The sequence below is a fragment of the Wolbachia endosymbiont (group B) of Gerris lacustris genome (assembly GCF_964028355.1).
In the GTDB taxonomy this organism is placed as follows: Bacteria; Pseudomonadota; Alphaproteobacteria; order Rickettsiales; family Anaplasmataceae; genus Wolbachia.
Genome location: NZ_OZ034761.1, coordinates 687,093 through 711,342 on the forward strand (window position 1 = coordinate 687,093; position 24,250 = coordinate 711,342).

The 24,250-nt window shown below is 33.7% G+C and carries 20 protein-coding genes and 5 pseudogenes; 13 read left to right on the plus strand and 12 right to left on the minus strand.

Annotation, left to right across the window (positions count from 1 at the left end; all coding sequences use genetic code 11):
* Positions 1–162: 162 nt before the first annotated feature.
* Positions 163–1,168, minus strand: a protein-coding gene (locus tag ABWU62_RS03490; RefSeq protein ID WP_353287090.1) for an IS630 family transposase whose coding sequence is annotated in 2 segments (ribosomal slippage) — positions 163–705 and positions 707–1,168 — 1,005 coding nt in all. Because the reading frame shifts where the segments join, the coding sequence is not laid out codon by codon here.
* 364 nt (positions 1,169–1,532) lie between these two features.
* Complete coding sequence (ccmC, locus tag ABWU62_RS03495) at positions 1,533–2,243, minus strand: heme ABC transporter permease CcmC (RefSeq protein WP_353287541.1); 711 nt, start codon at positions 2,241–2,243, stop codon at positions 1,533–1,535.
* 127 nt (positions 2,244–2,370) lie between these two features.
* Between ccmC and ABWU62_RS03500 the strand changes: the two genes are divergently transcribed.
* The 3 genes from ABWU62_RS03500 (at position 2,371) to ABWU62_RS03510 (ending at position 4,621) form a co-directional block, all read left to right on the plus strand.
* Complete coding sequence (locus ABWU62_RS03500) at positions 2,371–3,186, plus strand: pyruvate, water dikinase regulatory protein (protein WP_353288154.1); 816 nt, start codon at positions 2,371–2,373, stop codon at positions 3,184–3,186.
* A gap of 62 nt (positions 3,187–3,248) precedes the next feature.
* Positions 3,249–3,377 carry a ribosomal protein bL36 gene (locus tag ABWU62_RS03505; RefSeq protein ID WP_353287542.1) on the plus strand — a complete coding sequence of 43 codons (129 nt, stop codon included), beginning with the start codon at positions 3,249–3,251 and terminating at the stop codon, positions 3,375–3,377.
* A 451-nt stretch (positions 3,378–3,828) separates the two neighbouring features.
* Positions 3,829–4,621, plus strand: a protein-coding gene (locus tag ABWU62_RS03510) for an IS5 family transposase (protein ID WP_353287093.1) whose coding sequence is annotated in 2 segments (ribosomal slippage) — positions 3,829–4,092 and positions 4,094–4,621 — 792 coding nt in all. Because the reading frame shifts where the segments join, the coding sequence is not laid out codon by codon here.
* Here ABWU62_RS03510 and ABWU62_RS03515 read toward each other — a convergent pair.
* Positions 4,612–5,917, minus strand: a pseudogene (locus ABWU62_RS03515) (IS4 family transposase); the annotation flags it as partial. The gene ABWU62_RS03510 and the pseudogene ABWU62_RS03515 sit on opposite strands and share 10 nt — an antisense overlap.
* A gap of 143 nt (positions 5,918–6,060) precedes the next feature.
* Between ABWU62_RS03515 and ABWU62_RS03520 the strand changes: the two are divergent.
* Both ABWU62_RS03520 and ABWU62_RS03525 read left to right on the plus strand, forming a co-directional pair.
* Positions 6,061–7,100: pseudogene (locus ABWU62_RS03520) on the plus strand (transposase).
* 81 nt (positions 7,101–7,181) lie between these two features.
* Positions 7,182–7,387, plus strand: a pseudogene (locus ABWU62_RS03525) (IS66 family transposase); the annotation flags it as partial.
* A gap of 83 nt (positions 7,388–7,470) precedes the next feature.
* Here ABWU62_RS03525 and ABWU62_RS03530 read toward each other — a convergent pair.
* The 3 genes from ABWU62_RS03530 to rpmH all read right to left on the minus strand — a co-directional run bounded on the left by ABWU62_RS03530 (position 7,471) and on the right by rpmH (position 8,249).
* Positions 7,471–7,680 (minus strand): hypothetical protein, encoded by a 210-nt coding sequence (locus ABWU62_RS03530; RefSeq protein WP_353287543.1) that lies wholly within the window; start codon positions 7,678–7,680, stop codon positions 7,471–7,473.
* Positions 7,681–7,753: 73 nt separating this feature from the next.
* Complete coding sequence (rnpA, locus tag ABWU62_RS03535) at positions 7,754–8,131, minus strand: ribonuclease P protein component (RefSeq protein WP_080589533.1); 378 nt, start codon at positions 8,129–8,131, stop codon at positions 7,754–7,756.
* Positions 8,115–8,249, minus strand: coding sequence for a 50S ribosomal protein L34 (rpmH, locus tag ABWU62_RS03540; RefSeq protein WP_353287544.1), 135 nt, complete (start codon positions 8,247–8,249; stop codon positions 8,115–8,117). The genes rnpA and rpmH overlap by 17 nt, the downstream gene beginning before the upstream one ends.
* Before the next feature lie 107 nt (positions 8,250–8,356).
* Here rpmH and pstC point away from each other — a divergent pair, with 107 nt between their 5' ends.
* The 3 genes from pstC (at position 8,357) to ABWU62_RS03555 (ending at position 11,322) form a co-directional block, all read left to right on the plus strand.
* A complete protein-coding gene (gene pstC, locus ABWU62_RS03545; protein ID WP_353287545.1) occupies positions 8,357–9,445 on the plus strand; it encodes a phosphate ABC transporter permease subunit PstC in 1,089 nt (362 codons plus the stop codon).
* 96 nt (positions 9,446–9,541) lie between these two features.
* Positions 9,542–10,972, plus strand: coding sequence for a F0F1 ATP synthase subunit beta (atpD, locus tag ABWU62_RS03550; RefSeq protein ID WP_353287546.1), 1,431 nt, complete (start codon positions 9,542–9,544; stop codon positions 10,970–10,972).
* 5 nt (positions 10,973–10,977) lie between these two features.
* Positions 10,978–11,322 (plus strand): F0F1 ATP synthase subunit epsilon, encoded by a 345-nt coding sequence (locus ABWU62_RS03555; RefSeq protein ID WP_353288155.1) that lies wholly within the window; start codon positions 10,978–10,980, stop codon positions 11,320–11,322.
* 356 nt (positions 11,323–11,678) lie between these two features.
* Here the strand turns inward: ABWU62_RS03555 and ABWU62_RS03560 are convergent.
* Positions 11,679–12,910 (minus strand): annotated as a pseudogene (locus ABWU62_RS03560) (IS256 family transposase).
* A 16-nt stretch (positions 12,911–12,926) separates the two neighbouring features.
* On the minus strand, positions 12,927–15,722 hold the full coding sequence (locus ABWU62_RS03565; protein ID WP_410542186.1) for a hypothetical protein: 2,796 nt from the start codon (positions 15,720–15,722) through the stop codon (positions 12,927–12,929).
* Positions 15,723–16,148: 426 nt separating this feature from the next.
* Between ABWU62_RS03565 and fsa the strand changes: the two genes are divergently transcribed.
* Together fsa and ABWU62_RS03575 are read left to right on the plus strand one after the other, a co-directional pair.
* Entirely contained in the window at positions 16,149–16,790 is a 642-nt protein-coding gene (fsa, locus tag ABWU62_RS03570; protein WP_353287548.1) for a fructose-6-phosphate aldolase, read from the plus strand.
* A 465-nt stretch (positions 16,791–17,255) separates the two neighbouring features.
* On the plus strand, positions 17,256–17,939 hold the full coding sequence (locus tag ABWU62_RS03575; protein ID WP_353287549.1) for an NAD(P)-binding protein: 684 nt from the start codon (positions 17,256–17,258) through the stop codon (positions 17,937–17,939).
* Here the strand turns inward: ABWU62_RS03575 and ABWU62_RS03580 are convergent.
* Together ABWU62_RS03580 and ABWU62_RS03585 are read right to left on the minus strand one after the other, a co-directional pair.
* A protein-coding gene (locus ABWU62_RS03580; RefSeq protein WP_353287090.1) for an IS630 family transposase occupies positions 17,902–18,907 on the minus strand; the annotation gives its coding sequence in 2 pieces (ribosomal slippage) (positions 17,902–18,444 and positions 18,446–18,907; 1,005 coding nt in all). The genes ABWU62_RS03575 and ABWU62_RS03580 overlap by 38 nt on opposite strands.
* Before the next feature lie 517 nt (positions 18,908–19,424).
* Positions 19,425–19,592 (minus strand): hypothetical protein, encoded by a 168-nt coding sequence (locus ABWU62_RS03585; RefSeq protein ID WP_353287550.1) that lies wholly within the window; start codon positions 19,590–19,592, stop codon positions 19,425–19,427.
* Between ABWU62_RS03585 and ABWU62_RS03590 the strand changes: the two genes are divergently transcribed.
* Together ABWU62_RS03590 and ABWU62_RS03595 are read left to right on the plus strand one after the other, a co-directional pair.
* Positions 19,586–20,591, plus strand: a protein-coding gene (locus tag ABWU62_RS03590) for an IS630 family transposase (RefSeq protein WP_353287112.1) whose coding sequence is annotated in 2 segments (ribosomal slippage) — positions 19,586–20,047 and positions 20,049–20,591 — 1,005 coding nt in all. Because the reading frame shifts where the segments join, the coding sequence is not laid out codon by codon here. The genes ABWU62_RS03585 and ABWU62_RS03590 overlap by 7 nt on opposite strands.
* The gene (locus ABWU62_RS03595) at positions 20,569–21,333 is read left to right on the plus strand and encodes a hypothetical protein (RefSeq protein ID WP_353287551.1); all 765 of its coding nucleotides are present in this window, start codon (positions 20,569–20,571) and stop codon (positions 21,331–21,333) included. The genes ABWU62_RS03590 and ABWU62_RS03595 overlap by 23 nt, the downstream gene beginning before the upstream one ends.
* On the opposite strand, the pseudogene ABWU62_RS03600 reads toward ABWU62_RS03595, so the two are convergent.
* Positions 21,268–21,561, minus strand: a pseudogene (locus ABWU62_RS03600) (transposase); the annotation flags it as partial. The gene ABWU62_RS03595 and the pseudogene ABWU62_RS03600 overlap by 66 nt on opposite strands.
* A 239-nt stretch (positions 21,562–21,800) precedes the next feature.
* Positions 21,801–22,745 carry an IS110 family transposase gene (locus ABWU62_RS03605; protein WP_265022222.1) on the minus strand — a complete coding sequence of 315 codons (945 nt, stop codon included), beginning with the start codon at positions 22,743–22,745 and terminating at the stop codon, positions 21,801–21,803.
* A 365-nt stretch (positions 22,746–23,110) separates the two neighbouring features.
* On the opposite strand from ABWU62_RS03605, the gene carA reads away from it, so the two are divergent.
* Positions 23,111–24,199 carry a glutamine-hydrolyzing carbamoyl-phosphate synthase small subunit gene (carA, locus tag ABWU62_RS03610; RefSeq protein WP_353287552.1) on the plus strand — a complete coding sequence of 363 codons (1,089 nt, stop codon included), beginning with the start codon at positions 23,111–23,113 and terminating at the stop codon, positions 24,197–24,199.
* The last annotated feature ends 51 nt before the right edge of the window (positions 24,200–24,250 follow it).

Genomic DNA, 24,250 nt, shown 5'->3' on the forward strand with positions numbered 1-24,250 from the left:
GGGAATTGGTATAACTTGATCACTATAGGTATTTTTTGACATCGGAACCTCCTCTACAGTCAAAACTGAAATTGTATTAAAATAAAAAAACTACAAATTTAATGTGAGTAAAAGAAACCACATTTCAAGAAACTTCATGGTAACTTATACCAACTCTCATTATTAATGAACCAAATAAGAAGCATTGCAGAGTTGTTTAACCGTGGAAGGGGAAAGAGAGGTAATAAATTTACACAAAGCGCTCTCAAGCAGAACAATTGTATCGTAGATTTTATTGCGCAAAATGTTCTGTTTTATATATAACCAAAACCTCTCAACAGGATTGAGGTCAGGTGAGTATGGTGGTAGGTATATAATTTCGATATTTTTAGGTATCTTTAAACTTTTTGACTTATGCCAACTAGCGCAATCCATCACGAGAAAAGCCTTTCGTATTCCTAAATATTGCGACATCTGTTCAAGGAATATATTTATACAAGCAGTGTTGACGTTTGGTGCAAATAAGCTAAAATTCTCTCCATTTCTGGGATTAACTGCACTATAGAGATAAAAATTTTCCCTACCTAATTTTACCTTAACCTGTGTCCTACTGCCTTTTTTAAACCACCCATGTCCAACTTTTGAATGTGTACCAAACCGTGATTCATCGAAGAAAAATAGCTCTTTTTCAGAATGCATGACAATAGTTTCATTGAGGTTTTTTTTTAAACTCCTCTTGCTTATTTTTATCCTGTCCACTATGAACTGGTCTTGGTGTGATATATGAGAATTTCATTCTTTGCATATTACGATGTATTGTGGATTTGCTGATATTCAAACCAAATCTTTCTTGGATTCTTATTCTCATTTCTCTAATAGTAATATTGGGGTTTTCCTCTATCCACACCTCAATTTGTTCAAGTTGACTTTGGTTCAATATAGTTTTTCTACGGCGTTGAGGTGGAGAAAATAATTTTTCTTCTCTTCCAAATTTTATGTGCTTTATCCATGTAGTAATTGCCTTTCTCGAAATGCAACATATTTTTGCTACAGCTGTTATACTGTGCTTTTTTGCTGCAATTACAGCATTTAGTTTTTTTGCAACATACGCATTATTTCTTACTTTCTTCAGCATCTCTTTTGCTGATTCCACCACTTTTTCATCCAATAATTTTGATCTTAATGCCATCTAAACCTCGCTGTTTTACTTACTCCAGTATGGCTTTTTTTCCATTATCGTCTATTCGTTGCTTGTATAGCGGGAATTGGTATTAGGAGCTATTATAAGCTAAAGTAGTTAAAAATTTAATAACTCGCATTGTAAATCTAGCATACCAATCAATAGAAATTTTCTTCCAATTTCTAACGTATCTTTGCCAATTTTGCATACAGTCTACCTTAGAGAGTCATGATTCTTCTACTTTTCCGTGATTAATCACTATAATCTTGAAGTGTGGTTTGTACGTAATTAGTTCTGGAACTTGCTAATGGATGATTGCTTTACATTTTAATCTCCGTCGCTGTTCACAACATTACACTCTGGAACTGTATACCTAATACCGCATGCTGATTTCTCTCTTTATCTTCTGCAAATTAATTAAATGAAGGGCATTAAATATCCACACTACTAAAAAAAATGTGGCACAAAATATAAACATTGCAATGAGTGGCAGCAGTAAAGAACCTTCTATTGCTACTCCACCTTTTCTCAAAATGCTTGCAGGCTGATGAAGAGTAGACCATAAATTCACAGAAAATTTTACTATGGGAATATTTATAGCACTAAAAATGGCAAATACTGCTGATGATTTCTCTGCTCTTGCTTGATTATCAAAAGCACTCCACAATGAAAGATAACCAACATACAGAAAAAACAAAATCAGCATTGAAGTAAGCCTTGCATCCCATACCCACCAAGTACCCCATGTCCCTTTTCCCCAGATGCTACCTGTGATTAAGCATATTGCCGAAAAGACTGTCCCTGCAGGAGCAGCGGCATGTGCTAAGACACTAGCAACACTATTGTTCCACACCAATGAGATGAAACTAAGTGATGCAATGAGTCCGTATATTCCAAGAGCAAGCCATGCAGAAGGCACATGAAGATACATAATTCGTACAATTTCTCCTTGTTTATAATCTCCTGGAGAGAAGAATAATGCTAAGAATATTCCAATTAAAAAAGATGCAAGACAAATAACCCCAAGCCAAGGTAGGGCTTTCTTGGAAAAATAGGAGAAATTTGTAGGCTTTAATAAAAACATTTGTTTTGAGAATAATTGTATTAAAAATTTACCAATTAGTTTGAGTTTGATCAACAGGATAGTTTTTCTGTATTTACGTAGTTCAACAAATTAGCATAATTTGAGTAACAGATTGCTTATTTGCCATATGACCATTAAAAAGCTTAACCTACACTTAGTGTCAGATTCAAGTGGTGAAACTGTTATATCAGTTGCAAAATCAGCTCTGAAACACTTTCGTTCCGTAGAAACAATCGAATATGTTTGGTCTTTTGTAAAAGAAGAAGAGCAGATCGATAAAATTCTGGAGGAAATTGAGAGAAAAAGTGATGAGCATAACTTTGTTATATGCACTATTACTGATGATGGACTCAGAAAATATCTAAAAGATAATTGTATCAAGTTAAAAATTCCCTATAGAGCAATATTATCACATATTATTAGAGAAATTTCGACCTATCTTGAAATTGAAAAAGATGAAAAACTTGACCTATATACTGAAATAAATAACGAATATTTTCAGCGTATTGAGGCAATAAACTATACCATCAATCACGATGATGGACAAGGTATTCAAATCGATAAAGCAGATATAATTTTGGTTGGAGTTTCACGCACATCAAAATCTCCCACTAGTATGTATTTAGCTTATAGAGGCTACAAGGTTGCGAATGTTCCTTTTGTTAGTGAGGTACCCTTTTATGTCGACTTAGCAAAATTAAAAAATAAACTGACTATAGGAGTAACAATCAACCCAAGTAGACTAGTAGAAATACGCAAAAACAGACTTACTTCAATTAATAACAAAGATAATAATATATATGCTGATTCTGAAAAAGTAGAAAAGGAAATTAAAGAAGCAGAGGAGTTCTTTAAGCAAAATAACTGGCCAATTATTGATGTTACGCAAAGGTCGATCGAAGAAGTATCAGCAACAATTATACAATATTTTAATAAAATTTAATCAATTGACTAACTCTCTGTAAGTGATCATAATATTAAGCTGATTTAATTCTTACTATAGATATGAAAAAGGTATCGTCGTTAAAATCTCATCGTGACAGAGATAAAAATTGTAAAGTTGTGAAAAGGGGTCGTAAGATTTATATTATAAATAAAGTAAAGCCAAGATGTAAAGCGCGTCAAGGTTCTTAGCTTTTTGTTTGCCTTTTTATGTCATATGTTTTTCATATGGAGGCATGGTTAGAAAGAAACAAAAATTGTTGTATTTAACCATAGCACTGTCCATTTCTTCTCTTACATTATATTTTGGTATTAACATGATTACAGGCAGACGTGGCTTGTTAACATTAATTAACTTAAAAAAAAAGAAATTAATTACGTGCGTCAACAAGTCCATGAATTTTAGTTCCACCCTAAGCCCTCTTGAGCTTGAGAATTTTTTCTATATATAGGCTGAACATGAATGACATCTGATCATCAATTATGCAAATCTGGATCTTGTTGTGCATACTTAGGGAATGTTAAATAAACCATACGCGTCAAGTTAAGAGATTGTAAGTAAATTCATTCAGGGAAGTTAAGAACCTGTACATGATCTCAAGAAAGGAATAAACTAAGAGATAATGTATATAAGTTAGGATATATGAGGAGTGTATACCCAAGTGATATAAGTCGGGAAAGATTTGAGATTATATTACCAGATCTAGAATCCTGTAGAAAAAAAACAAAACCAAGAAAACTGGATTTATATGAGTTATTTTGCGGTGTACTTTATGTGCTAAAAAGTGGCTGTCAGTGGCGAATGCTACCAAAAGAGTTTCCAAAATGGCGCAATTGTTACGATTACTTCAAGAGATGGAGTAAAAAACCGAATGAAGATAGAGAAAGTGTTCTAGAAATTGTCTTAAAAAAAATTAGTTGGAGAGGTTCGTTTCAACAGTGGTCGGAATACAAAAACAAGCTTCTGCATCATTGATGCTCAAAGTGTAAAAAACACCGATATTGCTGAAGAAAAAGGTTATGATGCCGGCAAGAAAATTTCAGGAATAAAGCGTCATATTGCAGTAGATACGCAAGGTTTGCCACATGCAATTTATATTACTACAGCTAATATCGGAGATCGTACTGCTGCTGTAGAGATGATTTGTAACGCAAGAAAAAATCTTTCCGAAGTTCAAAATATACTAGTTGATGCAGGTTATACAGGAGAAAATTTTGCAACTCAAATAAAAACGACTATTGGTGCAACCGTTGAAGTAATAAAACGAAGTGAATTACATACCTTTGTTGTATTGCCAAAAAGGTGGGTTGTAGAGCGTTCTTTTGCTTGGCTGGAAAAGTGTAGACGGTTATGGAAAAATTGCGAGCGTAAACTCAATACTAGACTACAAATGGTCGTTCTAGCTTTTACTGCCTTGCTCCTCAAAAGATTATGAACAGGCTCTAAGGTAGATACTCTAGTTTTTCTGTACTTGTCTTTTAATGAAAATCGAGACCAAGTTATGGTAAGCTTTTTAAGAAAAACTTTCAAACTATTAACTTTATTCTTTAGTGCTAAAAATAACTCTCTAACCCGCCTTTTTAGCTCAATAAATGCCTTTGTTAAGCCAAGTTCTGTATTCTTTTTCACTTCTGTGCAACCAACTATGCTGTGAAATATAAGAATTGCGCACAATTTAGCATATAGTTCACATAATACTCTGCATGGCTTTCCTTTTAGCTTATCAAGTCTGATATGGCTTTTATACAATTTAAATAATTTGCCACCTTACTCTGTAAATCGTTAATACTTGCTCAGCACTAATTTTATTTTCTGGAACATTAGTTTTGACCAGTTCAACAATTTTTGATTTCTTTTAGAGGATGTATATCCCTGCGATCTTGCTAATCTATTAGCTTTCCTTCTTCTGGCCATATTCAGTTAGTTTCTGACATATAATTCTTACTCTAATTTTTGCTTCTTTTCCTAACAATACCTCGTTTTCTAAAAATAACTTATCCTCTAAACATTCTAATAACTCCATTTTTTGATTTGTTTCTACATCATATATGTTGGTATCGGATTTATAACGACTTATGAAATAAGCTCCTATTTCATTGATTTGTTTAAAAGAACTTGGCACAAAATAACCGAGATCAGATATTAGCAAATCATTGCTTAATATATTACTTAAATGTTTCCTATATCCCTGGTCTGATCTTACTCCCTCCGTTAAATTAAGTTGGTCTATTATCTGATTCATGTAGTCGAAAACTAATTGTAACTTTATTCCAGACTTAGTATTGCTTTCATAGCCACTGTAGCTAGTACCATAACCTTTATACATCTCTTCCATATTGTTAGGTAGAGTAATATAGCTACTGTCCAATAATTTAACACTATTAAATAGCTGTAAGATTTTGCAATCAACTTGCAAGATATTTTTAAAAAGAACCACAGATTCATTATACATCCTTTTCATAAATTCCACTGCTTCTTCAGTAAATCTAAAATCCAAACCTTGTTTTGTTATATCTATCGAGTCCTCGTTTAGTAATTGACACATTGTTTCTACGCTACAATTATCAACCCCTATATTACCCAAGACCATGGCTTTTACGAACGATGAACCTTTTAGCTTTCTCTTTCTTTTTATAAACCTTGTTGTAATTGAGATTTTGTCTACTTTTTCATTAAAAAATTCTTTGAGCTTTTTTGATAAGCTAGTTATTTTATTCATTCGTTCTCTCACTAAAAGTATTTCTGGGAGAACTTATACCTTATTATTCTATCTCTTTCATACCTTTTTTTCCTTAACTTGACGCGTATGGTTAAATACACTGTGTCAAACCGAGAAGTAAAAATAAAATAGAAACAAAAAATGGAGGTTTGACAATGAGTCAAAAAGTAGCAAACAGAACTACCGGATTGGTAAACTATAAAGAATTAGAAACAAATATCTTATCGTCTATACGAGAAGGAAGACCATTGACGGGAAGAGATGGTACCATTTATAAAAAAACTGCTAGAGGTAAACCTGGAAGGTGAGATAGTTGTCGGCTGAAAGCGAAGAAAATAATCGAAGAAATTCAAAGACTTTACGGACAAGCATTTGAGCTATTGACACCAAGAGATAGGGAAGGAGCCACAAGTAGTCAGAAAAAGGCCTACATCCCGAACTTGAAGCAAAGGTTTTAAGCAGAGGCATAGCATCGCATGTAGAAGAGATGTATGACCATAAAATATCTGCAGCAGAAATATCAAGTATAATTGTTACCGGTAATTAACGAAAGGTGCAGTCGTCCGCTGCAATCTGTATATCCAATAGTATTCATGGTTTTTTAAGGTAAAGGAGAACGGGCATTGTGTAAGCAAATGTATGTATAATATATTAGCAAAGTGGAAGAAAAGAAGTTTTATTTGGCTGAAAGTGAGGGAGCTAATTTCTGGTTGGGAATGCTAAATGACCTCAAAGAAAGAGGAGTAGATGATAGCTTGCGTTAAAAAGCTTTCCCACAGCTATAAATAGTGTATTTTCCAATGCAGAAATGTATCGTGCATCAAATAAGGAATTCACTAAAATATGTATCGAGCAAGGATGTGAAAGTTTTCATGAATGATTTGAAAAAAATATATTGTGCTACAAGTAGAGAAATAGCCGAGACTTGAACTGGAGGAAAAATGGGGAGAAAAATATCCTTTGGTTTTGGCAGAATAATTGGGAAAATCTGTCTAGTTATTTTAAATATTCCGGCCCTGTGAGAAAATTAATTTATACCACAAATCCTATTGAGGGGTTACATAGACAGATCAGAAAATTTACTAAAACCAAGGGCTCATTTACTAGCTTGTATAAACAGGTATATTGTGCTATAAAGAAGGCAGGAGAAAAATGGACTATGCCTATACATGATTGGGCTTTGACTATGTCTTAACTTGATATCTTTTTTCCTTGTAGGTTAAAATTGAGTTGAACTAAAAATGCGGCTTGACACAGTTTATTTAACACTCCCTACCTATCTGAAGTAATTGAAGCTTCTCAAGTTGCGAAAAATATTTTAAAATCTGAAAGAATGATGTGAAATTTTTTAAGTAAACCAGAAAATATTCCACTACCACGCTGAACAGCAAATTAGGCATTATATCATTTACCGTAAAGGCTCATATTTTACGTAATCAGAGCAAGGAGCTTGAACGGATAATTTCGTTATACTTAACATGAAAACAAAGACGGCTAAACCCTTTTCACAATCCCCTATCTATCATTTCTTAAACCACTCCCCTGAGCGGGCACTTTTACTTTTATCAAACCATTCTCTTATTATAATAAGTTGCTTCTATACTCAAATTTAGTAACTTCCCTCTAGGCTTATTCTTATTTTGTTCTAAATATTGGTTTTGTTCAAATGCCATTCCCCATTGTATACGACAGCTAGACTCTCTATATTTATCAAAACTCTCCTCAGCATTATTTATATCAAGCTTTTTATCTTGTTTTCTTATACCCTCTACCATCAAGCACCCACATCTATTAACTTATTTTAAAAACTTTACTTACCCTATCATAAAAAATATAACTGTAAATACTTTAGTGAAAATTTCTTCTTATTTTATCTTTCTTTAAGCAAATATTAAGATCTTTTTGTAAATTTTTATAGCCTGCTTGCATAATGTTTTTATGGGTTAGTATTATGTAATAGTATCCTACATTACTTATATTAGAAATGCTAACTTTAGCTAGCATTCGTAATTGCCTTTTTATTTTATTTCTTTTTGCTGCTTTTCCGACTTTTTTACTGATAGCCAGACCTACTCTAATAACATGAATATACTTTTCAGGTTCTCTTTCTTTTATAGCATATAGTGATATATATACCCCTCGATAAAAAAGACTGTCAGGTGCTAATCTGTTTTTAAAAGCAAAGGAAAATTCTTTTTTTTTATGCTTACTATGCGCATAATTTATTACACCCTAATGAACGACGCTTATTAAGAATTTTTCTTCCAGCTTTTGTTGACATACGTGAACGAAATCCATGTCTGTGCTTTCTTTTTAAAATTTTTGCTTGAAATGTGCTTTTCATTGTTTTTATATTAATATGACTATTTATTTTAAATTATTTTGCTCTATTGTCAAATAATGGTCAACTTCTATGGCATTCTTGTTGAATAAAATTTGATATATGGAAAAATGAATTTAATTATAGGCGTACCTGTTTTATTAATCCTTTTATTTTGTTTGAGTAAGTTTCAAGCAGTAAGTAAAGTTAAGTCTTATATATATTTGAGTTGTATGTGGATGCTACCTTGTTTGTTAGCATTCTATGATGGTTATTTTATAACTTCTATTTCTATAGCGTTACTTTTTTTTATGCTGATTTTTATCTTTAAAGGTAAAAGAAATAAGATGGTAAAATTTTTGTTATTTATGGCTTTAGCAATATCACTTTTTATCACTTTATTTATAATGCTATCTATTTTTGTTCAGTCCATTTCTTTTTTTAATAAAGTAGCTATTTCAGAATTCTTATTTTGCTTAAAATGGAAGCATAATGTAGCTATTATTGGCGAAGGAAAGGTGGGATGTTTTGGTATAGCTCCACTTTTAGTGGGGACATTACTTATAACTATTGTAGCAATGTTAGTTGCGGTGCCGCTTGGTTTATTTTCTGCAATATATATTAGTGAGTATGCGAGTGAAAAAGTGCGTTATGTTATTAATACAGCCTTACAGGTTTTGTCTGCTATTCCTACTGTTGTATATGGATACTTCTCAGTTGTATTTTTGTCTTTTTTTATAAAGCAGGTAGCAAATTTTTTTAATTTAAGTATACACTCGGAAAGTGCTTTGATTGCTGGTTTATCGATCGGGGTAATGATTCTTCCTTTTATTATTTCTTTGCTTGAAGATGCTATAAGATCTGTTCCAAAAAGTTTACGTTATGGTTTTATGGCGCTTGGCGCAACACCAGCGGAAACTATATGGCATATAACAATACCTTATGCAATGCCTACAATTTTAAGTGCAATTTTATTATCAATTTCAAGAGTGATAGGTGAAACAATGATTGTACTAATGGCTGTGGGAATCAATGCAAATTTGACCTTTAATCCTCTCAATTCAGTTACTACTATCACTGTACAGATTGCTACATTACTTACCGGAGATCAGGATTTCAATAGTGTGCAAACTCTTGCTGCTTATGCGCTTAGTTTGGTGCTGTTTGTTATTACTTGGCTATTGAATGCATTTGCATTGTTTATAATGAAACGTAACTAGTAAGTGTTTTAATATTGCAAAATTTCTGTTAATAATATAAGATTTATTTTCTTTAGAAGTTCTTTTATAGAATTGTAGTGTTAGGTGATGAAAGAGATGAGTACAGGTAAAGTAGTTAAAATAACTCAAGCAGTTGTTGATTTAAAATTTGAAGACGGGTTGCCTAAGATATTTAATGCTTTAAAAAGCAAACTAAAATATAAGGGCAAGGAGCTAGTTTTAGAGGTTTCACAGCATATAGGTGACAATATAGTCCGTTGTATTGCTATGGATAGCACAGATGGTATGTCAAGAGGTGATGAGTTTGTTGATACAGGTGCACCAATATCAGTTCCGGTTGGACGCTCAACTTTAGGAAGGATTTTTAATGTTGTAGGGGAGCTTATAGATGAGTGTGGTCCGCTAAAAGGAAAGTATGATTTAGAACCTATACATAGATCACCTCCAAGTTTTACTGAGCAGAAGATACAGGAAGAAGTTTTAGTTACAGGAATAAAGGTTATAGATCTTCTTGCTCCTTATCTGAAAGGTGGCAAAATCGGCTTATTTGGTGGGGCTGGTGTTGGTAAAACAGTTCTGATAATGGAGCTGATTAACAACATAGCAAAAGCTCATAAGGGATTTTCTGTGTTTGCTGGAGTAGGAGAGAGAACGCGTGAAGGTAATGATCTTTATAACGAGATGATTACTTCGAATGTAATAGATATGAGTGAGCACGAAAAATCTCAAGCTGTTTTGGTTTATGGTCAAATGAATGAACCTCCTGGAGCAAGGGCTAGGGTTGCTTTAACAGCACTAACTATGGCGGAGTATTTTCGTGATCATGAAAATCAAGATGTTCTATTTTTTGTAGATAATATCTTCCGCTTTACTCAAGCTGGCTCTGAAATTTCTGCTTTGCTTGGAAGAATACCGTCGGCTGTTGGTTATCAGCCAACTCTTGCGACTGATATGGGCGCTATGCAAGAGAGAATAGCCTCAACTACTGCTGGTTCTATTACTTCTGTACAGGCTATATATGTTCCTGCAGATGATTTGACCGATCCAGCTCCAGCAACTACATTCTCCCATCTTGATGCAACCACAGTGTTGTCAAGGCAGATAGCTGAAATGGGTATATACCCTGCTGTTGATCCACTTGATTCAACTTCTCAGTCTTTATCTGCTGAAATCATTGGTGAAGAACATTATAATGTGGCTTCTGAGGTAAAACGTATATTGCAAACTTATAAGTCGCTGCAAGATATTATCGCAATACTTGGTATGGATGAACTATCTGATGAAGATAAAATTATTGTTGATAGAGCTCGTAAAATTCAGAAGTTTCTTTCTCAACCTTTTCATGTTGCCGAGGTGTTTACTGGCATATCTGGCAAATTTGTTTCACTTTCTGATACTATTTCTAGTTTTAAAGGAATTATTGAAGGTAAATATGATCACCTGCCAGAAGCTGCTTTTTATATGGTGGGAAGTATAAGTGAAGCAATGGAAAAGGCTGAATCAATAAAAGCTGAGGCTGGATATTAAAGATGGTGAACACTTTTAAGGTGCAATTTCTTTCTCCTGATAATCGAGTTTTATTCGATGAAGTAGTTTCTCTTTCAGTAAGTGGGCTTGAAGGGGAGCTAATGATTTTAGCCTACCATTCCCCTCACTTAATTTATTTATTGCCTGGTATAATTACTGTTCAAATGAGTAACCAGATAAAGGAGAAAGTTGTAATTGACAATGGTGTATTAGAGGTCGCAAATAATAATTGTAGCATTGTAACAAATCAAATTCAGTTTTTTGATCATTTGACTCATGGTGAGGAATCATTAAAAAATAAGAGAATTGGTATATATTTAAGTTCTCTTAATGAGAAACATCTTTCTTAGCTGCTTTAAGGCAAAAAATCAATTATCATTCAAATGGCTGTAAGATCGTTGCTCCAAATGCTCTTTTTTCGTTATCCCAGAAACTCCAAGGTGTCATCCCAGTGCTCCGACACTGGGATCTATTTTTCAAACCAATAGGTTTCTTGCACTACCTCCTATCATTCCAGTGCATGACACTGGAATGACAAGAGTTGGGTGACAAGAAGAAGCACTGGTTTCACATGCATCTTTAAACATTTGCACACTGACTTTGGTTACACACCTTTGAGGGACTGCTGGTTAGGTTTAGAAGTGAATTACAGCAATCATCATCACTATAAAAGGGAGTGTTAAATAAACTGTGTCAAGCCGCATTTTTAGTTCAACTCAATTTTCAGTCTGTTGGGAAAGAAAATGTCAAGCTGAAACATAGTTAATGCCCAATTAGGCAAAGCTGTAGTCCACTTTTGCTCTACCTTTTTTATAGCACAATATACCTTTTGTACAAGGCATTTGTATTAGTAAATGAGCCCTTAGTTTTAGTAAATTTCCTAATTTGTCTATGCAATCCCTCAATTGGATTGGTGGTGTAAATCAGCTTCCTAACTGGTCCAGAATACTTAAAATAACCAGACAAATTTTCCCAATTGTTTTGCCATGATTTTGTAACCAAGGGATATTTTTCACTCCATTTTTCTTCCAGCTCAAGCAAATAATTCTCAGCAATCTCTTTACTTGAAGCACGATATATTTTTTTCAAATCATTTATGAAAACTTTTACATCTTTGCTAGATACATACTTCAGTGAATTCCTTATCTGATGCACTATGCATAGCTGTACTTCTGCTTTAGGAAATACACTATTTATAGCGGTAGGAAAGCTTTTTAGCCCATCAATACAGGCAATTAGAATATCTTCTACTCCTCTTTCTTTGAGGTCATTTAGTACTCCCAACCAGAAGTTAGCTCCTTCACTTTCAGCCAAATAAAAACCTAATACTTCTTTTCTGCCATTTTGATTTATGCCCAATATATTATACATACATTTACTTATGCAATGTCCGTCCTCCTTGACCTTAAAAAACATGCCATCCATAAATACTATTGGATACACTGATTGTAGTGGGCGGCTGCGCCATTCATTGATTACTGGTAGCAGTTTATCGGTAATACTAGATATCTCTGCTGCTGATATTTTGTGGTCATATATTTCCTCAACATGTGAAGCTATATCTCTGTATCCCATGCCACTGGCATATGTGCTTAAGACCTTTGCTTCAAGTTCTGGATGTAGGCTTGTTTGCCTTTTTTTGACTATTTGTGGTTCAAAGCTTCCCTCCCTATCTCTTGGTGTTAGCAGCTCAAATGAGCCTGCACTCGTGCGTAAAGTTTTTGCGTTTCTCCCATTTCTTCGGTTATTTTCTTCACTTTCAGCTGACATGTAGCTTTCTATTTCACCTTCCAGACTTGCCTCTAGCAACCTTTTTATAAACGGTGTTAATGCTCCATCTCTTCCTGTCAATGGTCTTCCTTCTCGTATAGATGACAGGATATTTGTTTCTAATTCTTTATAATCTACCAAACCAGTAGTTCTATTTGCTTGACTCATATCAAACCTCCATTTTTTATATCAATTTATTACTTTTTTTTTCGGTTTGACACACTTTTTTGAACGTTCCCCTATAAAATGCACTATCAGAGCTTGAAGATCTAGATTTTCTTTCTGCATCTTGGTTATTTAGATATGGCTCTTTACCGTTTAGCTTTTCTCTTTCTTCCGTTATTCTTTCAATTTCCATAGCTTGATCTTTAATCTTTTCTTTCAATATTTCAATCTCAGCATAGCACTTATTATCTTCTACTATCTTTTGCTGTAATTGCAGTATCATCGTTTCGATCTGCTGATCTTCAGTCTCTGGCGTTAAATCCGACTTATCCCACTCTAGCTCACATTCCTCTTGTTCATTAGGTTCCAAATGTGCGTTGTGCTCACTTTGCAAATTTTGCATTTGAGATTTGAAATTCATTAAACGCTCATTCTTTACCTTCTGCTGTAATTGCTCTCTTATTTTCTCGAGCTGTTCATCTTTAAGCTCTAGCTCGTTCGTTAACTCTTCATTTTTATACTCTAGTTGATCTATCTGTTGTTCACAAAATTCCAAATGTGCGTTGTACTTATTTTCTAAGTCTTTCGTTTCAGATTTTGAATCCTTTAACGATTTATCGTGTTTACTTCTCATGCTGTTTACTTCCTCTTCATTTGCATTTGCATCTTCTTTTAACTGATACACTTCACCTTTCAGTTTCTTTTGTTCTTCACTAGCAGTTTCCAGCTTTTTCTTCAGGTCTTGCTTTTCTTTATATGCACCTTCAAGTTCTTGCACTCTTTCTTGCAGCTCTGTTGATATATTTGCTAGTTTTTTATCTTTTTGTGTCAGTTCAGTTTGCAATTTTGTATTTTTTTGCTTTTCTTCTCTAAGTTCATTCTGTAAGTCACTATTGTGCTTTTCTAACTTTTTAAGTTCTTGTTCAGCCTTGTCGAACCTGTATCGTAATTCGTTCCTCTGCTCATTTAATTCTCTAATTTTTTGCTCAGCTTCGTCGAGCCTATATTGTAAATTGTTCCTCAGTTCATTTAATTCTCTAATTTCTTGCTTTTCTTCTCCAAGTTCATTCTGTAAGTCACTATTGTGCTTTTCTAACTTTTCAAGTTCTTGCTCAGCCTTGCCGAGGCTATATTTTAAATTCGTTAAACGTTCATTCTCTTCAATCATTATACGTTCTGCTTGCTCGCTCTCTATCTGCAATGTATCTTCCAGTTTCTTATTTTTTGCATTGGCAACTTCCAATTTTTTCTTCAGGTCTTTCTTTTCTTTATATGCACCTTCAAGTTCTTGCGCTCTTTCTTGCAGCTCTGTTGATATATTTGCTAGTTTTTCATCTTTTTGTGTCAGTTCAGTTTGTAATTTTGCATTTTTTTGCTTTTCTCCTTCAAGTTCTCTCTGTAATTTACTACTATGCTTTTCTAACTTTACATTTTTTTGCCCAGCCTCCTCGAAGCTATATTGTAATTTGTTCCTCCGCTCATTTAATTCTCTAATTTTTTGCTCAGCCTCGTCGAGCCTATGCTGTAAATTATTCCTCAGTTCATTTAATTCTCTAATTTCTTGTTCAGCTTTTGTAAGATTTTGATCTAGTTGTTGTGAGTTAACTTCTGTTTGCACTGCAGCTTCTTGCAAATTAACTTCTGTCTGAGTTTCAGTTTCTTGAGAGCCAATTCCTGTTTGAGTTTCAGCGTGCTGCACAGTAACCTCTGCTTGAGTTTCAATGTGCTGTAAATTAACCTCTATTTGAGTTGCAACCTCTTGTAAGTTCTGAGCTTCAGCCTGTTGAGAGGCAATTTCTGTTTGAGTTTCAATGTGTTGCACGGCAATTTCTGTTTGAGTTTTAGTGTGCTGTAAACTAATTCCTGTCTGAATTGCAGCCTCTTGTAAATCAACTTTTGTCTGAGTTTTAGCTTGTTGAGGGGCAATTTCTGTTTGAGTTGCAATTGCCTGAGTTGTAATTTGCTGTGGATTAATCTCTGTTTGAGTTGATATGTTGTTGCTAATGAAAGAAAGAATAGGATTGTTTTTAGCATCATTCTCAAGATCTTTCAGCTTTTCGTCTTGGTTGATTACGATATGTTCGTTATTTTGCAGATTACTAACAGCTGGAGCATTTTTATTCTTTTCTAATAATGCTTTTACAGCATCATGCAGAGAGAGGTCTTGAATATATAATTCCTCATTTTGTCTTATTAAATTCCAAAACTCCTCAGGTGGCGATTTAAAATCTTTACCATTAAACTGTAGTACTTCAGTTATACCAGAACTACTTACATTCATAACCATAGTACAGGTAAAAGTTTTTCCATCCTTGTCCTGCACAGTCCAAGTGCTTGTCATTTCATAATATGCATCCTCTTTAAATTCATAATGTCTTTCCTTACCTTTGCGATAAGCGTATATGTCATGCTTTTTATCGCAATAGATATTCAATGTGCTAATATTCCTTTCTTGCTGTAAGATATCACTAATTCTTATAGGCTCACTTCTATTGTAATTAATAAGATTAATGTTTAACACTTTATCAGAATTGTTAGTTTCTACATAAAAAGCTCGAAGGTCTATGTCTTTGTCTCTAAAATACTTAGTTACAGCTTTTTTTGCCTGATTTGCTAATTCTATAAAGTTTTTTTTAAAGCTCTTGTTGAAAGATAGATCTATATATGCTTGCTTAAAATTTTCATCATTTGTTAAATCCATGAGCAAGTCATAAACCTCCCATTTTTCCTGACAATGTTCTTCTAAAACAGTAATGCTATTTTTTCTTTTCAGCTCTGCTAATATGTTTTTCAATATCAGAAAACGTGTTGACATAGTATACCCCCTATTACTATTGTTCTGAATAATACATCTATTGTAGGAGTGGTTAAGCTGTCAAAGTTCCTTTGTGTTAACCTTTGTAGTTGAATTTAATTGCATTAAAAATAACTGCGAGCATTAAACTCAATTTTACCTCACTACCTATTTGTATTACAATACTATACTAATAGTAGCACTACATCTTAGGCTATGCAAGAATTTCATTAGATGTAAAACTAGTAAACTTCAGAAATTTGGTATGCTAATTCTGTTGCAACTAATTCATGTTTATTACCAGAGGAAAAGTGCTATACTGTGTCTCAGTTCAATATTTTTTTTCTAACAGACTGAAAATTGAGTTGAGTTAAAAATCCGATTTTATTTAACCCTTTCCAAGGGTGACAATATTTTGTAAAAATAGTTTTTTAATAGGATAAGAATATGGAAATTTTTCTTGATAGTGTTGATTTGAATGAAATTAAGGAGCTAAAGGATTTCATTGATGGCATAACAACTAATCCTTCTTTAATAGCAAAGTCCGGGCATAAAGATAAATACGAAGATTTAGTAAGTGAAATATGCTCTATTATAAAAGGGCCTGTTAGTGTTGAAGTTGTTGCAGATAGCCATGAAGAGATGATTAAAGAAGGCCTTAAGTTAGCGAAAATCGCTAGTAATATCGTAGTAAAGTTGCCCCTTACACATGAAGGATTAATTTCTTGTAAAAAGTTGTGGACAGAACATAAAATACCTGCTAACATCACATTATGTTTTTCTCCTGGACAAGCACTGTTTGCCGCTAAGGCCGGTGCTTGTTTTCTCTCTCCTTTTGTTGGTCGCCTTGATGATATAAGCTATGATGGCTTATCGCTAATAGAAGATATATGCACTATATATTCTAATTATAATTTTAAGACAAAAGTTCTTGTTGCGTCAGTAAGAAGTCCAACGCATGTAATAGAAGCTGCACGACTTGGTGCTCATTCAATTACTGTGCCAGCAAAAATACTTAGACAGTTAATTAATCATCCACTGACTGATCAAGGGCTAGCGATATTTGAAAAGGATTGGGGCGTAAAGTAATGCATGATATTGCTATAAAATATAATGATGTATATAAAGGACATAGGTACCATCTGTCCTTTAAAGACATGCAGGTTAATGATATGCGTAATTCAGAATTTTAAACATAATGATCCTCCTACTAATAAAAAAAAGATTCAGAAAAATGTATACAGCTACGACCGAAGTATAACTACAACATATTTTAACTGAAGATTATAGATTGATTGAATTGAAAAGTCTGCAGACGAAGATAGATTTTGAGCTCTAGAATACCTTCATTGTCTGTGGTAACAAAACTATTAGAGTTTGTCAAGTAATTTTTTATCGTAATTTTACGAATATGTTATGCCAGTAATTATATCTAGTGAAGTTTGTGAAGTAATACAACGTTTTCAATAGTTATAAAAAAGCTGAATTCCAGACTTACATCTTTTAGTTGGTATGGATATCGATCATTCATAAAAAAATGCTATACTAGGTGGTTTGTGTGAGGTAAAAATGAAAAACATCATTATTGTAGGTTCTGGTCCTGTTGGTTCATTTATGGCAGTGCTTTGTGCGCAACTAGGCTTTCAAGTAACTGTTTACGAAAAACGTCCGGATTTTACCAGAAATATTAACGTAAAAATAAAAGGGTCTTTTTTTAAAGAAGTACAAGAAGTGCTTTCTCGATTGAATGTAAAGACTGAGTTTTTTGCAGAATTAAGCAAAGAAAACAATGGTGTCTTCAAGATAAAGGACTTAGAAGAAAGATTTGCAAGAGAGGCTAAGTCCCTAGGAGCTAAATATATAACACAAGAAGTAGAGAGCTTTGAGGAATTATATAATGAGCATAAAGCTTCGGATCCTATAATATTAGATTGTACTGGACGAAACGGCAAACTAAGAATCAATGAGTTTGGTCCAGATAAAGATAATATAGATAGTGTTCCACTTCAGCATGCAATGTACGTCAATTTTAAAGCAAAAGTTACTAACAATATGTCCTCTTTTTTATATCAAATCATGAAATATATGAAGAGTATATTTAAAGTAAAAACTACTAACAATATGTCCTCTTTATACCAAGTCATGAAATATGTGAAGGACATAAAGCTCACTGAAATTGTGCTAATACCAACTCTCATTATTAATGAACCAAATAAGAAGCATTGCAGAGTTGTTTAACCGTGGAAGGGGAAAGAGAGGTAATAAATTTACACAAAGCGCTCTCAAGCAGAACAATTGTATCGTAGATTTTATTGCGCAAAATGTTCTGTTTTATATATAACCAAAACCTCTCAACAGGATTGAGGTCAGGTGAGTATGGTGGTAGGTATATAATTTCGATATTTTTAGGTATCTTTAAACTTTTTGACTTATGCCAACTAGCGCAATCCATCACGAGAAAAGCCTTTCGTATTCCTAAATATTGCGACATCTGTTCAAGGAATATATTTATACAAGCAGTGTTGACGTTTGGTGCAAATAAGCTAAAATTCTCTCCATTTCTGGGATTAACTGCACTATAGAGATAAAAATTTTCCCTACCTAATTTTACCTTAACCTGTGTCCTACTGCCTTTTTTAAACCACCCATGTCCAACTTTTGAATGTGTACCAAACCGTGATTCATCGAAGAAAAATAGCTCTTTTTCAGAATGCATGACAATAGTTTCATTGAGGTTTTTTTTTAAACTCCTCTTGCTTATTTTTATCCTGTCCACTATGAACTGGTCTTGGTGTGATATATGAGAATTTCATTCTTTGCATATTACGATGTATTGTGGATTTGCTGATATTCAAACCAAATCTTTCTTGGATTCTTATTCTCATTTCTCTAATAGTAATATTGGGGTTTTCCTCTATCCACACCTCAATTTGTTCAAGTTGACTTTGGTTCAATATAGTTTTTCTACGGCGTTGAGGTGGAGAAAATAATTTTTCTTCTCTTCCAAATTTTATGTGCTTTATCCATGTAGTAATTGCCTTTCTCGAAATGCAACATATTTTTGCTACAGCTGTTATACTGTGCTTTTTTGCTGCAATTACAGCATTTAGTTTTTTTGCAACATACGCATTATTTCTTACTTTCTTCAGCATCTCTTTTGCTGATTCCACCACTTTTTCATCCAATAATTTTGATCTTAATGCCATCTAAACCTCGCTATTTTACTTACTCCAGTATGGCTTTTTTTCCATTATTGTCTATTCGTTGCTTGTATAGCGGGAATTGGTATAAGTAAGCATAAGGACAAAGATGGTTTTTCAGATATAACATTACCGGTATTCATAACTGATGAATTAGCTAGCATTTTTGATAAAGAATATCCAAATATAAGCAGAGAGCCTTTAAATCCATTTAACTCTTCAGTACCAGATAACATCTTCTTCTCGATATCTTCTTTACTTGGGAGTCTTATAGTAGATGACTATAATGTAGATTTAAATAGCGTTGAGGTAAAAAAGATAGAAATTAGTTGTGGATATGCTAAAAAAAGGAGCAAAGGTAATTGTGTATGCCTAGGAGACTCAGCAGTTCATTTAGCATTTTTTAGATCTTTGAATTTGGGGTTACAATATGCTTGAGAGCTCTTTATAAAACTATCAACTCTTCAGATTAATGTGCAAGCTTCAAAAGATAATCAATATAAAGGCCAAGTTGTTAACGAACTTAATCAAACATGGAGTAACTTATTAGCAAATTTTGAAGCAAAAAGAGATGAGGACATAAAAAGTGAAGTGAATAGTAATACCAATTCCCGCTATACAAGCAACGAATAGACAATAATGGAAAAAAAGCCATACTGGAGTAAGTAAAATAGCGAGGTTTAGATGGCATTAAGATCAAAATTATTGGATGAAAAAGTGGTGGAATCAGCAAAAGAGATGCTGAAGAAAGTAAGAAATAATGCGTATGTTGCAAAAAAACTAAATGCTGTAATTGCAGCAAAAAAGCACAGTATAACAGCTGTAGCAAAAATATGTTGCATTTCGAGAAAGGCAATTACTACATGGATAAAGCACATAAAATTTGGAAGAAAAGAAAAATTATTTTCTCCACCTCAACGCCGTAGAAAAACTATATTGAACCAAAGTCAACTTGAACAAATTGAGGTGTGGATAGAGGAAAACCCCAATATTACTATCAGAGAAATGAGAATAAGAATCCAAGAAAGATTTGGTTTGAATATCAGCAAATCCACAATACATCGTAATATGCAAAGAATGAAATTCTCATATATCACACCAAGACCAGTTCATAGTGGACAGGATAAAAATAAGCAAGAGGAGTTTAAAAAAAAACCTCAATGAAACTATTGTCATGCATTCTGAAAAAGAGCTATTTTTCTTCGATGAATCACGGTTTGGTACACATTCAAAAGTTGGACATGGGTGGTTTAAAAAAGGCAGTAGGACACAGGTTAAGGTAAAATTAGGTAGGGAAAATTTTTATCTCTATAGTGCAGTTAATCCCAGAAATGGAGAGAATTTTAGCTTATTTGCACCAAACGTCAACACTGCTTGTATAAATATATTCCTTGAACAGATGTCGCAATATTTAGGAATACGAAAGGCTTTTCTCGTGATGGATTGCGCTAGTTGGCATAAGTCAAAAAGTTTAAAGATACCTAAAAATATCGAAATTATATACCTACCACCATACTCACCTGACCTCAATCCTGTTGAGAGGTTTTGGTTATATATAAAACAGAACATTTTGCGCAATAAAATCTACGATACAATTGTTCTGCTTGAGAGCGCTTTGTGTAAATTTATTACCTCTCTTTCCCCTTCCACGGTTAAACAACTCTGCAATGCTTCTTATTTGGTTCATTAATAATGAGAGTTGGTATAATAAAATGAAAAGCGTACTATATGACCACTTGTCATGGTTTATAGATATAAACGGCAAATCTTTTATCAAAATTAGTGAGCTAGCGCGTGTAGCGAGAGGTAAATATTCGTTATTTCCAAAAGATTTTGAATTTTTTCTTGAATGCTTTAAGGCAAGAAGAGAAAATGTAGCAACTAGTAGTATGAATGTAATCAGCAGCTTATTGAATCAATTGCCAGGTGAGGAGTTTGATCAATTGAAAAAATTTTGTGTCAGGGAAGATCTTTCCGATAAAGAAAAAATGAAGTTAATTGGTGATGCTACAAATAGTAAGCTCACAGAAACAAAGCGTAAAAGGGGGTATAGTAGTAGTGCAGATGTTAGTTCATACTTTATTTTAACCCTTATTAAGAATGAAATTGTTCAAGTTCAAAAACTTTCCTCTGAATCTAATTCAACATCGAATAATCTTGAGCCTGTTGCAGGAGCCTCATGGAGTAAACACAAAGGAAAAATTGCCCTAGGTGTTGCTGGATTGTGCATGATTGGTGCTGTTACAGTCTATATGTTGGTATATCCTATGATTGCACTAGCTTTAACAATTTCGGCTATAGCTGTATTAATGGCTGCTACTATTGTTAAAGTTTATGAGGAATTAGGAAATCAAAAGATGAAGGGTTCAAATGCGTCCGCTTCTAAGAACCTGTTTAAAATCTTCGTAAAAGGAGAGAACAATCATCTGTAGGCTAGTATTAAGTTTACGCTCGCAATTTTTCCAAAGTCGTCTACACTTCTCCAACCAGGCGAAAGAGCGTTCGACAACCCATCTCTTTGGCAGCACAACAAAAGAATGTAACTCACTGCGCTTTATAACCTCAACAGTTGCACCGATAATATCTTTTATTTGAGTTGCAAATTTTTCTCCCGTGTAACCTGCATCAACAAGTACATTTTTGACCTCAGAGAGATTTTCTTGCGCACTTTCAACCATCAACTATGTTTTTTAAAATTTTTTGAATTTAGTCTCATTTGTTGATAATTTTGTATTTTTATTCAATTGAAAAATGTATTTTGGCAACAAAAACCCTAGTTTATACAGAAAGAAATTTATATCAAACAGCAAGCACTGCTTAGATTTTATGGTTAACGAATATGTGCTTTAAATGTGTGTAGACGCACATATTCGTTAACCTATTTTCTATACAGATTTTTTTATTTCATATTAATTGCTTCTTTAAGTCTTGCATTGGCAATTACTATGATTTTTCGCATTAGAGCTGTTATAGCTACCATCTTCTTTTTACCTCTACCAATAAGATCAGAATAAAAAGCACCAAGTGCAGATTTAGATCTTGCAGCAGCCATAGCAGCTGTGAAAAGCTTTGCACGAACATTGCTTCTACCACCTGTTATCCTTCGGTAACCAATAGTTTTACCGCTTTCTTTTGGATGTGGAGCAACTCCAGCAAGACTTGCAACTTCTTTTTTGTTTAGGTGGCCAAGTTCTGGCATTAGACACACAAAAACTTGTGATAACTTGAGACCTATTCCTGGCACTGTTCTCAAGATCTTTTGACGCTTTTGTAACTCTGGATTTTTATCAATAATTCTTTGTATGGCATCGTTGAACTCATTTATCTGACTGGTAAAAAAGTCTATTGTTTTTTGGCAACTTTCCTTTATATAGTCGTTTTCAGGTGCTGCAAGCCTACATTTCTCTTGAGTTCTCATTTGTGTAATGTCATCACGACGTTGACAGAGTGCAACTAAGGCGGTTTGTTCTTTTGACATAGGCACAAATAGAGATAGAGCACTATAGCGTTCAAAACCATATTGAGCAAGGGCTCTTGCATCTGATTGATCTGTCTTTGCTAAAGTTCCATGTGATATGATAAAACTTTTTACTTTACGAGTATTAGCTCGATGTACAGCAACATTCTTATCAACAAGAAAATGTGCTAAGCCAAGCTCATATTTTCCAGTGTTTTCTAAAGTTACTAGAGAATTAGGTAGGATATCTGAAAATTTTTGAAACAACTGTTGCCAACCAGTAGCATCATTGTCAAACTTGATAGCGCTCCTTTGGTTATAAGCTGCAGCAACATTTTTAAATTTTCCGATATCAATGCCAATGAAATTTTGATAAGATGTAATCATAATAAATAACCTCGATAGTTTAATTAATTTAAGATTGTAAACGGGTGCATACATATGTCCCATGCAACTATTCAAACGTATCGAGAGATGGGGCTAGTTTACCTTGATGGCTACGGTTGTAATACCAACTTTCATTCGGTCGCACACGCCCGTGATAGCCCTATTCCTATAGTGAGTAGGGTTATCTTTCCCTCTTATCTCTTTTATATCACATTTTTAACTTACAACTTTCATTAACAGTTATTCATATAATATGCAATATGCGATGGTCAAGATATTTTTATGTGGAAAAATTTGCGATTGAGTTTTGGCATGTTATTTAAAATTCTTATATAATATTTTAAATGAGTTTAAGAGAGAGTTAAATGCAGAATGCGGCTTTAGTTTTACAAGATGGCAAGTGCTTTTGGGGAAAATCGATAGGTAAAAAAGGCAAATGTGTAGGTGAGATTTGTTTTACCACTGGTATGACCGGGTATCAACATACTATAACCGATCCTTCTTTTGCTGATCAAATAATAGCGTTCACTTTTCCTCATATTGGTAATGTTGGAATAAATCACAAGGATAATGAAGGAGAAAAAGTTTTTGCAAGTGGTGTGGTTATGCGTGAACTTTCTCCTATGTCTCACTCTTCTTCATACATTAGTTTAAATGATTGGTTGGAGAAAAATAATGTAGTTGGGATATCGGGAATTGATACTAGAGCTTTGACGAGACATTTAAGAAAACATGGATCTCAAAATGGAATGATATGTCCGTTAAGTGAGGCGGATATATTAGATGAATTGAAGAAGTACAAATCTGTAAATGGAATAGAAATAACCAATAAAGTTAGCTTGCATAGTAAATTTAAAAGTGACCTTAATGCAAAATACAAAGTTGTGGTAATTGATTTTGGTGTAAAGGCTAGTATAATTTCACGTTTAGTAGAACTTGGTTGTACGATTGAATTAGTCAAACCAGGTGCAGGTTTTGCTCACAAAATATTAAGCATGAATCTAGATGGTATAGTGCTTTCAAATGGTCCTGGCGATCCGCAAGAGATAGGAAAGAGTGTAATTTCAGAGATAGAAATTATTGTAAAGTCTAAAATACCAGTTTTTGGCATATGCCTGGGCCATCAATTACTTGCAGTTGCTTTGGGAGCAAAGACTGTCAAGATGGATATTGGTCATCGAGGGAGTAATCATCCAGTTTATGATCTGGAGAGTAAAAAAGTTGAGATAACTAGCCAAAATCATGGTTTTGTTGTTGATTCAGCTTCTCTTCCAAGTAACGTTGAAGTTACTCATATTTCTCTATTTGATAATAGTGTAGAGGGGATAATGATGAAGGATTACCCAGTCTTTTCTGTGCAATATCATCCAGAAAAAGCCCCAGGTACACATGATTCACATTATTTATTTGGGCGTTTTATTGACAATATTTTGTTATATAAAAGTAAAATCTAACTGAAATCAGTTAGATTAGCTTTTATTACTTGATCTTTTGGATTTGGATGT

Excerpts from the sequence above, each read along its gene's own strand:
- ccmC (WP_353287541.1), bottom strand. The coding sequence starts at position 2,243 with ATGTTTTTATTAAAGCCTACAAATTTCTCCTATTTTTCCAAGAAAGCC.
- ABWU62_RS03500 (WP_353288154.1), top strand. The coding sequence starts at position 2,371 with ATGACCATTAAAAAGCTTAACCTACACTTAGTGTCAGATTCAAGTGGT.
- ABWU62_RS03505 (WP_353287542.1), top strand. The coding sequence starts at position 3,249 with ATGAAAAAGGTATCGTCGTTAAAATCTCATCGTGACAGAGATAAAAAT.
- ABWU62_RS03530 (WP_353287543.1), bottom strand. The coding sequence starts at position 7,680 with ATGGTAGAGGGTATAAGAAAACAAGATAAAAAGCTTGATATAAATAAT.
- rpmH (WP_353287544.1), bottom strand. The coding sequence starts at position 8,249 with ATGAAAAGCACATTTCAAGCAAAAATTTTAAAAAGAAAGCACAGACAT.
- pstC (WP_353287545.1), top strand. The coding sequence starts at position 8,357 with ATGAATTTAATTATAGGCGTACCTGTTTTATTAATCCTTTTATTTTGT.
- atpD (WP_353287546.1), top strand. The coding sequence starts at position 9,542 with ATGAGTACAGGTAAAGTAGTTAAAATAACTCAAGCAGTTGTTGATTTA.
- ABWU62_RS03565 (WP_410542186.1), bottom strand. The coding sequence starts at position 15,722 with ATGTCAACACGTTTTCTGATATTGAAAAACATATTAGCAGAGCTGAAA.
- fsa (WP_353287548.1), top strand. The coding sequence starts at position 16,149 with ATGGAAATTTTTCTTGATAGTGTTGATTTGAATGAAATTAAGGAGCTA.
- ABWU62_RS03585 (WP_353287550.1), bottom strand. The coding sequence starts at position 19,592 with ATGCCATCTAAACCTCGCTATTTTACTTACTCCAGTATGGCTTTTTTT.
- ABWU62_RS03595 (WP_353287551.1), top strand. The coding sequence starts at position 20,569 with ATGCTTCTTATTTGGTTCATTAATAATGAGAGTTGGTATAATAAAATG.
- ABWU62_RS03605 (WP_265022222.1), bottom strand. The coding sequence starts at position 22,745 with ATGATTACATCTTATCAAAATTTCATTGGCATTGATATCGGAAAATTT.
- carA (WP_353287552.1), top strand. The coding sequence starts at position 23,111 with ATGCAGAATGCGGCTTTAGTTTTACAAGATGGCAAGTGCTTTTGGGGA.